This is a genomic window from Nocardiopsis trehalosi NBRC 14201, assembly GCF_001552555.1.
GTDB lineage: Bacteria > Actinomycetota > Actinomycetes > Streptosporangiales > Streptosporangiaceae > Nocardiopsis_B > Nocardiopsis_B trehalosi.
Genome location: NZ_BCRK01000005.1, coordinates 67,128 through 76,019 on the forward strand (window position 1 = coordinate 67,128; position 8,892 = coordinate 76,019).

The following is an 8,892-nucleotide window of genomic DNA, read 5'->3' on the forward strand; positions in this document are numbered from 1 at the left end:
CCCGCGCCCCCGCGCGGACGTCACAAAACTTCACACGCTGGTATGCCCCGACCGGCGCCGCCGCGCCCCGGTCGGACCCGACGACTCACAAGGGAGTGAGATCGAATCATGTCCGGGCAGTCTGACGCCGTGCACGATCAATTGCTGCGCGACGCGCTCGCGCAATGGTCCTCCGCGCGCCCCGACGCGGACCGTGGCGGCATCGACCGGATCGAGCGGTTCCTCCCGCTCTACTATCGGCACGTCGCCTCCGATGAGCTGAAGGAGCGGACCCCCGCCCAGATCTGCGGCCCGGCGGCCGCCCATCTCGACCTCGGCCGCCACCGGCCGCAGGGGCGCGCCAAGGTGCGCGTCAGCACCCCCACCGACGACGACGCCGGATGGGACGTCGGGCACAGCGTCGTCGAGATCATCACCGACGACGCCCCCTTCCTCGTCACCTCCGTGACCATGGAGCTCGCCCGGCGCGGCATCGGCGTCCACCTGGTCGTCCACCCCCAGCTGCGGGTGGCCCGCGACCTCTCCGGCGGCCTGCTGGAGATCGAGCCCGACACCGACGGCGACGGCCTGCGCCCGCTGGCCGAGTCGTGGATGCACATCGAGATCGACCGGCAGACCGACACCACCCTCCTCAAGCAGCTCGCCGCCGACATCGAGCGCGTCCTGGGCGACGTCCGCTACGTCGACGAGGACTCCGAGAAGATGCGCAGCCGCGCCCTCGCCCTCGCCGACGCGGCCGCCGAGGGCGGCCCGCTGGCCGGCGGCGTCGACCCCGGCGAGGTCGCCGACGCCGCCGCCTTCCTCCGCTGGGTCGCCGACCGCAACTTCACCTTCATGGGCTACCGCGAGTACGCCCTGATCGCCGACAGCGCCGACGACGGCACCGAGGAGCTCGCGCTGAGCCCCCGCGCCGGCACCGGCCTCGGCCTGCTCCGGCTCGACGTCCCCGCCTCCGAGAGCTTCGCCGCGCTGCCGCCCGAGGCCCGCGCCAAGGCCCGCGAGCCCCACCTGCTCGTGCTCACCAAGGCCAACTCCCGGGCCACCGTGCACAAGCCGAAGTACCTCGACTACATCGGCGTCAAGAAGTTCGACGCCCAGGGCCGCATCGTCGGCGAGCACCGGTTCCTCGGCCTGTTCACCCACGAGGCCGTCACCACCAGCATCGCGCAGATCCCCATCCTGCAGCGCAAGCAGGCCGAGGTGCTCGACCTCGCCGGGTTCGACGCCGACAGCTACGACGGCCGCGACCTGGTCGAGATCCTCGAGAGCTTCCCGCGCGAGGAGCTGCTGCAGACCCCGGTGGACGAGCTGTACGACATCGTCCTGGGCGTGCTGCGGCTGCGCGAGCGCCGGGGCACCAAGCTCTTCCTGCGCCGCGACCCCTACGGCCGGTACATGTCGTGCCTCGTGTACATGCCGCGCGACCGCTACACCACCCAGGTCCGCCTGGACATCCAGCGGGTCCTCGCCGACGCCTTCCACGGCGCCACCATGGACCACGGGGTGATGATCGGTTCGGCGCCCTTCGCCCGGCTGCACCTGGTGGTGCGCGCCGAGCGCGGCACCGCCCTCGCCGACGTCGACCACGGCGCCCTGGAGGCCGAGGTCGTCAAGGCCACCCGCTCCTGGGACGACGACCTGCTGGCCGAGCTGAGCGGCCGCTTCGGCGCCGACCGCGCCGCCGAACTGCTCCGCGCCTACGGCGACGCCCTCCCCGAGGGCTACAAGGTCGACACCGACGCCGCCACCGCCGTGGACGACATCGCCCGGCTCGACGCCCTCGACGCCGACGGCCTCACCGTCAACCTCTACCGGTCGGAGTCCGACGACCCCGCCGAGTGGCGGTTCAAGGTCTACCGCACCGGCGAGCCCGTCTCGCTGTCGCGCGTCCTGCCCCTGCTGGAGCACCTCGGCGTCGAGGTCGTGGACGAGCGCCCCTACGGCGTCACCGCCCCCGGCGGCGCCGACCGCGCCTGGATCTACGACTTCGGCCTGGCCCCCATCCCCGACGCCGTCGACCTGCCCCCCAACCGGCTCAAGTTCCTGTTCGAGGACGCGTTCACCGCCCTGTGGCAGGGCCTCGGCGAGTCCGACGACTTCAACGCGCTGGTCGTCCGCGCCGGCCTCGGCTGGCGCCAGCTCACCATCCTGCGCGCCTACGCCAAGTACCTGCGCCAGACCGGCAGCACCTTCAGCCCCGCCTACATCGCCGACGTGCTCGTCGCCAACGTGCACATCGCCAACCTGCTGGTGCGCCTGTTCGAGTCGCGGTTCGACCCGCGCCACGACACCGGGCGCCACGAGCGCAGCGAGGCCATCACCGAGGAGATCCGCGGCGAACTCGACTCCGTCGCCAGCCTCGACCACGACCGCATCCTGCGCGCGTTCCTCGCCATGATCGAGGCCACCCTGCGCACCAACTACTTCCAGACCGAGCCCGGGACCGACACCCGCAAGCCGTACCTCGTCTACAAGCTCGACCCGCAGAACATCCCCGACCTGCCCGCGCCCCGGCCGCGCTTCGAGATGTTCGTCTACTCGCCGCGCATCGAGGGCGTGCACCTGCGGTTCGGCCCGGTGGCGCGCGGCGGACTGCGCTGGTCGGACCGCTTCGAGGACTTCCGCACCGAGATCCTGGGCCTGGTCAAGGCGCAGATGGTGAAGAACTCCGTCATCGTCCCCAGCGGCGCCAAGGGCGGTTTCGTCTGCAAGCGGCTGCCCGCCGGCGGCGACCGCGACGCCGTCATGGCCGAGGTCGTGGCCTGCTACAAGCAGTTCATCGGCGGCCTGCTCGACGTCACCGACAACCTCGTCGGCGGCGAGGTCGAGCACCCGCGCGACGTCGTCCGCTACGACGCCGACGACTCCTACCTGGTCGTCGCCGCCGACAAGGGCACCGCCACCTTCTCCGACATCGCCAACGGCATCTCCGTCGAGCGCGGCTTCTGGCTCGGCGACGCCTTCGCCTCCGGCGGGTCGGTCGGCTACGACCACAAGGCCATGGGCATCACCGCCCGCGGCGCGTGGGAGTCCGTGCGGTACCACTTCCGCGAGATGGGCGTCGACACCCAGAACGACGACTTCACCGCGGTCGGCATCGGCGACATGTCCGGTGACGTCTTCGGGAACGGCATGCTGCTGTCGCGGCACATCCGCCTGGTCGCCGCCTTCGACCACCGGCACGTCTTCCTCGACCCCGACCCCGACCCCGAGCGGTCCTTCGCCGAGCGCGAGCGGCTGTTCGCGCTGCCCCGCAGCTCCTGGGCCGACTACGACACCTCGCTGATCTCGGCGGGCGGCGGCGTGCACCCGCGCACCGCCAAGTCCATCCCGATCACCCCGCAGGTGCGCGCGGCGCTGGGCATCGACGAGGGCACCACCTCGCTCACCCCGTTCGAGCTGATCCGGCACATCCTCACCGCGCCGGTCGACCTGCTCTGGAACGGCGGCATCGGCACCTACGTCAAGGCGAGCACCGAGACCCACGCCGACGCCGGCGACAAGGCCAACGACCCGGTGCGGGTCGACGCCGCCGAACTCCGGTGCAAGGTGGTCGGCGAGGGCGGCAACCTCGGCCTCACCCAGGCGGCGCGGATCGAGTTCGCGCTGGCCGGCGGCCGGGTGAACTCCGACTTCATCGACAACTCCGCCGGGGTCGACACCTCCGACCACGAGGTCAACATCAAGATCATGCTCGACCGCGAGGTCCGCGAGGGCCGCCTCGGCAAGGAGGAGCGCGACGAGCTGTTCATGGGCATGACCGACGAGGTCGCCCACCAGGTGCTCGACAACAACTACGCGCAGAACGTCGTGCTCGCCGCGGCCCGCAAGCAGGCCGGGTCGATGCTGCACGTCCACTCCCGCTACCTCCGCCGCCTGGAGCGCTCCGGCCGGGTCAAGCGGAAGCTGGAGTTCCTGCCCGACGACAAGGCGATCGCCGCCCGCCGCTCCGCGGGCCAGGGCCTCACCGGGCCCGAGTTCGGCACCCTCATCGCCTACACCAAGATCAGCCTCAAGGAGGCGATCGCGGAGTCCGACCTGCCCACCGACCCCTACCTCGGCGACACGCTCACCGCGTACTTCCCCACGGCGCTGCGCGAGCGGTTCGCCGACGTGATGCCCTCGCACCCGCTGGCCCGCGAGATCATCGCCAACCAGGTCGTCAACGACATGGTGAACCACTCGGGGTCGACGTTCGCGTTCCGGGTCACCGAGGAGCTGGGCGCCACCCCCGACGACATCGCCCGCGCCTACCTGGTGGTGCGCGACGTGTTCGGGCTGCGCGACTTCTGGCAGGCCGTCGAGGACCTCGACCACCGCATCGACGTCGACACCCAGCTCGGCATGCTGCTGGAGGCCCGCAAGCTCACCGAGCGGGGGGCGCGCTGGCTGCTGCGCAACCGGCGGTCGCCGTTCGCGCTGAGCGAGGAGATCGCGTTCTTCGCCGACGGCGTCGCCGAGATCGTGCCGCAGCTGCCCGAGCTGCTCCAGGGCCGCGACCTCGCGTCGTTCACCGAGCGCCGCGACCGGTTCGCCTCCCTCGGGGTGCCCGAGGAGCTGGCCGTGCGCGTCGCCGCGATGGTGCCCGCCTACTCCACGTTCGACCTGGTGGACGTCGCCTCCCGCACCGGCCGCCCGCTGCGCGAGGTCGCCGAGGTCTACTTCGACCTCGCCGACCAGCTGCAGATCAGCCGGCTGCGCGAGCGCGTCATCGCGCTGCCGCGCGACGACCGGTGGGCGACCATGGCGCGGGCGGCCGTGCGCGACGACCTCTACGCCACGCACGCCGACCTCACGGCCAACGTCCTGGAGTCCGGCGACTCCGGCGAGACCCCCGACGAGCTGCGCTCCCACTGGAGCGAGCGCAATACGGTGGCGGTCCGCCGGGCCGGGCAGACCCTGTCGGAGATCTGGGAGACCGAGCGGTTCGACCTCGCCACGCTCTCGGTGGCGCTGCGGTCCATCCGCTCCCTGGTCCGCCCCCGCGACTGACCGGCGCCGCCGGGCCCGCCCCCTCCGCAGCGGGGGGTGCGGGCCCGGCGGCGCGCGCCCCTCCGCGCGGGGGAGGTGAGCGGCCGCCCCGCCACGCCCTAGACTTGGGGTGTGGCAGACCTAGACCCCGCAGAGAAGATCAAGGACCTCTCCTCCACGCTCGCGAGCGTGGAGTCCGTCCTGGACGTCGACGCCATGCAGACCGAGATCGAGCAGCTGCGCGAGCAGTCCGCCGACCCCGAGCTGTGGGGCGACCCGGGCAACGCCCAGAAGGTCACCCGCCGGCTGTCCAACCTGGAGTCGGTCGTCACCAAGCTCGCCGCCATCCGGCAGCGCCTCGACGACCTCGGCGTGCTCTACGAGCTCGCCGCCGACGAGGACGACGCCGACACCCGCGCCGAGGCCGACCGCGAGCTGGAGTCGCTGCGCAAGGACATCGGCGAGCTGGAGGTCCGCACCCTCCTCAACGGCCCCTACGATGAGCGCGAGGCGCTGGTCACCATCAACTCCCAGGCGGGCGGCGTCGACGCCGCCGACTGGGCGCAGATGCTCCAGCGGATGTACCTGCGCTGGGCCGAGCGCCACGGCTACCCGACGGAGGTCTACGAGACCTCCTACGCCGAGGAGGCCGGCATCAAGTCGACCAGCTTCGCCGTGAAGGCCCCGTTCGCCTACGGCACGCTGCGCGGCGAGCACGGCACCCACCGGCTGGTGCGGATCTCGCCGTTCGACAACCAGAACCGGCGCCAGACCTCGTTCGCGGGCGTCGACGTGGTGCCGGTGGTCGAGCAGAGCGACCACATCGACATCGACGAGGGCGACCTGCGCATCGACGTCTACCGGTCGAGCGGCCCCGGCGGCCAGGGCGTCAACACCACCGACTCCGCGGTGCGGATCACCCACCTGCCCACCGGCATCGTCACCTCGTGCCAGAACGAGCGGTCGCAGCTGCAGAACCGCGCCACGGCCATGTCGATGCTCCAGGCCAAACTGCTGGAGCGCAAGCGCCGCGAGGAGAAGGCCGAGCTGGACGAGCTGCGCGGCGACAGCGTGAGCAGCTGGGGCACGCAGATGCGCAACTACGTCCTGCAGCCGTACCAGAGCGTGAAGGATGTGCGCACGGGCCTGGAGAGCGGCAACCCGAGCGGTGTCCTCGACGGCGACATCGACGAGTTCATCGACGCCGAGATCCGCTGGATGCGCAGCCAGGAGCGCGAGTCGGCGTAGGGGGCGCGCGCCACGGGGACACGTCGGTATACGTGAACGTTATCTTCGATTGACAGTTCCGATATGCTCGTCTCTGTTGTCCCACGGACAGCCGTGGCCGACGACGCGCGTAGGGGTGCCCGGCCGCTCGGCGGTCACCGGGTTGTGCCGCGACCCTTCTCCGTGATGGGGCGGGAGCGGACATTCCGGGTTGCGATCCCCTCTACACTGTCGATTGGCCCCGTGGCCGGTACTGCCCTATGCGGATGCGCTCATCCGCCGGGCGCCCCAACTCCGAGAACCTTGTGATGCACCTGTGATCCACTTCGATAACGTCACCAAGGTCTACCCGACCCAGAAGCGCCCCGCTCTGGCGGACGTTTCCATCGACGTCGACAAGGGCGAGTTCGTGTTCCTCGTCGGCCCCTCCGGGTCGGGTAAATCCACGTTCCTGCGGCTGGTCCTCAAGGAGGAGAAGCCCACGCACGGCCGGGTGCACGTCGCCGGCAAGGACCTCGCCCGCCTCTCCAACTGGAAGGTGCCGCACCTGCGGCGCCGTATCGGCTGCGTCTTCCAGGACTTCCGGCTGCTGCCGAACAAGAACGTCTTCGAGAACGTCGCGTTCGCGCTGGAGGTCATCGGCAAGCCCCGCCGGTTCATCCGCAAGGTGGTGCCCGAGGTCGTCGAGCTGGTCGGCCTCGAAGGCAAGGCCGAGCGCATGCCCGACGAGCTCTCCGGCGGCGAGCAGCAGCGCGTGGCCATCGCGCGCGCGTTCGTCAACCGGCCGCAGATCCTGCTGGCCGACGAGCCCACCGGCAACATCGACCCCGCCACCTCGATCGGCATCATGAAGGTGCTCGACCGAATCAACCGCACCGGTACCACCGTGGTCATGGCGACCCACGATGCCGCCATCGTCGACTCGATGCGCAAGCGCGTCATCGAGCTCGAAGAGGGCGAGGTCGTGCGCGACCAGACGCGCGGCGTCTACGGCCAGGCCTACTGACGCGGGGCCTGCCGAGCGCGTCCGCGCGGGCGCGGCGACCGCGAAGCCCCTTAGGATGGACGCTTAACACATCATGCGAGCACAATTCGTACTTTCCGAGACCTGGATCGGCCTGCGGCGGAACCTGACGATGACCATCGCGGTCATCACCACCGTGGCGATCTCGCTCGCCCTGTTCGGCGGCGGTCTGCTGATCAACCAGCAGGTCTCGCAGATGCGCCAGTTCTGGGATGATCGTATCTCCCTCACCGTCTACATGTGCACGGACACCTCCCCGTCCAACGCCTGTGAGGAGAACGGGGCGGCCACCGAGGACGAGCGCACGCAGATCCAGCAGGACCTGGAGCAGCTGGACGAGGTGCAGAGCGTCGAGTACGTCACCGCCGAGGAGGCGTGGGCGGACTTCCAGGAGCGCTTCTCCAACAACCGCGCACTGGTCGAGGCCACCCAGGAGGGCGACATCCCGGACAACTTCCGGGTGCAGCTCGCCGACCCCACCCAGTACGAGGCCGTCACCGGCGCGGTCGAAGGCCGGCCCGGCGTCGACTCCGTCTCCAACGACCAGGCCGTGCTGGAGCAGTTCTTCGGCCTGCTCGACGGGCTCAAGTGGGCCGCGCTCGTGGTCGCGTTCGTCCAGTTGGCGGCCGCCGCGCTGCTGATCGGCAACACGATCCGGCTGTCCGCCTACAGCCGCCGCCGCGAGACCGGCATCATGCGGCTCGTCGGCGCGTCCAACTTCTACATCCAGCTGCCGTTCCTGCTGGAGGGCGCGGTCGCCGGCCTCCTCGGCGGCATCATCGCGTCCGGGTTCATCGTCGCCGCGCGGGTGTTCCTGCTCGACCGCATCCAGTCGTGGTTCCAGTTCGACGTCACCCTCACCGCGGGTGCGGTCGCGTCCGTCATCGGCGTCTCGCTGATCCTCGGCGTGCTGCTCTGCACCGTGACGTCGTTCCTGACCCTGCGGCGCTACCTGCGGGTGTGACGCGGCGCCGCCCGGGACACCCCCGGGCGGCAGAGAAAGGAAGACACCTGTGCCACGGGAAAAGGGGCGCAAGCTCGTCGCGCAGAACCGGCGCGCCCGGCACGACTACCACATCGACGACACCTACGAGGCGGGCATCGTGCTCACCGGTACCGAGGTCAAGTCGCTGCGTGCCGGACGCGCGTCCCTGGTGGACGGGTTCGCCCAGGTGAAGAACGGCGAGGTGTGGCTGGAGAACGTCCACATCCCCGAGTACGCGCAGGGGACGTGGACCAACCACGCCGCGCGCCGACCGCGTAAGCTGCTGCTGCACCGCGAGGAGATCTCCCGGCTCATCGGCAAGACCAACGAGGCCGGCCGCACCCTCGTCCCGCTGTCCCTGTACTTCAGCGACGGCAAGGCCAAGGTCGAGATCGCGCTCGCCCGCGGCAAGCGCAGCTTCGACAAGCGCCAGGACATCGCCGCCCGCGACGCGCAGCGCGAGATCGAGCGCGAACTCCGCCGCCGACGCTGACCACGCCGTGAAAGGACCCAGGGTGTCCCCCCGTCACCTCCGCCGTCTCCTCGCCGCGGGAACCGGGCTGGCAACGGCCGCCGTCATCACCGGGTGCGCCCCCGAGCCCAGCCCGGAGGTCGCCGTCCGCACCTTCCTGCTCGACTGGCAGGCCGGCGCCTACGAGGGCGCCGCCCGCCAGACCGACGGCGA

The 8,892-nt window shown here is 70.8% G+C and carries 5 protein-coding genes; all 5 read left to right on the forward strand.

Annotation, left to right across the window (positions count from 1 at the left end; all coding sequences use genetic code 11):
• The first annotated feature begins 108 nt into the window (after nucleotides 1–108).
• The 5 genes from NT8_RS01975 to smpB all read left to right on the forward strand — a co-directional run bounded on the left by NT8_RS01975 (nucleotide 109) and on the right by smpB (nucleotide 8,700).
• A complete protein-coding gene (locus tag NT8_RS01975; RefSeq protein ID WP_067963483.1) occupies nucleotides 109–4,992 on the forward strand; it encodes an NAD-glutamate dehydrogenase in 4,884 nt (1,627 codons plus the stop codon).
• A 111-nt stretch (nucleotides 4,993–5,103) separates the two neighbouring features.
• Nucleotides 5,104–6,219, forward strand: a complete 1,116-nt coding sequence (gene prfB / locus NT8_RS01980) for a peptide chain release factor 2 (RefSeq protein WP_067963486.1) — start codon at nucleotides 5,104–5,106, stop codon at nucleotides 6,217–6,219.
• Nucleotides 6,220–6,514: 295 nt separating this feature from the next.
• Entirely contained in the window at nucleotides 6,515–7,204 is a 690-nt protein-coding gene (ftsE, locus tag NT8_RS01985) for a cell division ATP-binding protein FtsE (RefSeq protein WP_067963489.1), read from the forward strand.
• A 73-nt stretch (nucleotides 7,205–7,277) separates the two neighbouring features.
• On the forward strand, nucleotides 7,278–8,186 hold the full coding sequence (ftsX, locus tag NT8_RS01990) for a permease-like cell division protein FtsX (protein WP_174549502.1): 909 nt from the start codon (nucleotides 7,278–7,280) through the stop codon (nucleotides 8,184–8,186).
• A 49-nt stretch (nucleotides 8,187–8,235) separates the two neighbouring features.
• Nucleotides 8,236–8,700, forward strand: a complete 465-nt coding sequence (gene smpB / locus NT8_RS01995; protein ID WP_067963494.1) for an SsrA-binding protein SmpB — start codon at nucleotides 8,236–8,238, stop codon at nucleotides 8,698–8,700.
• The last annotated feature ends 192 nt before the right edge of the window (nucleotides 8,701–8,892 follow it).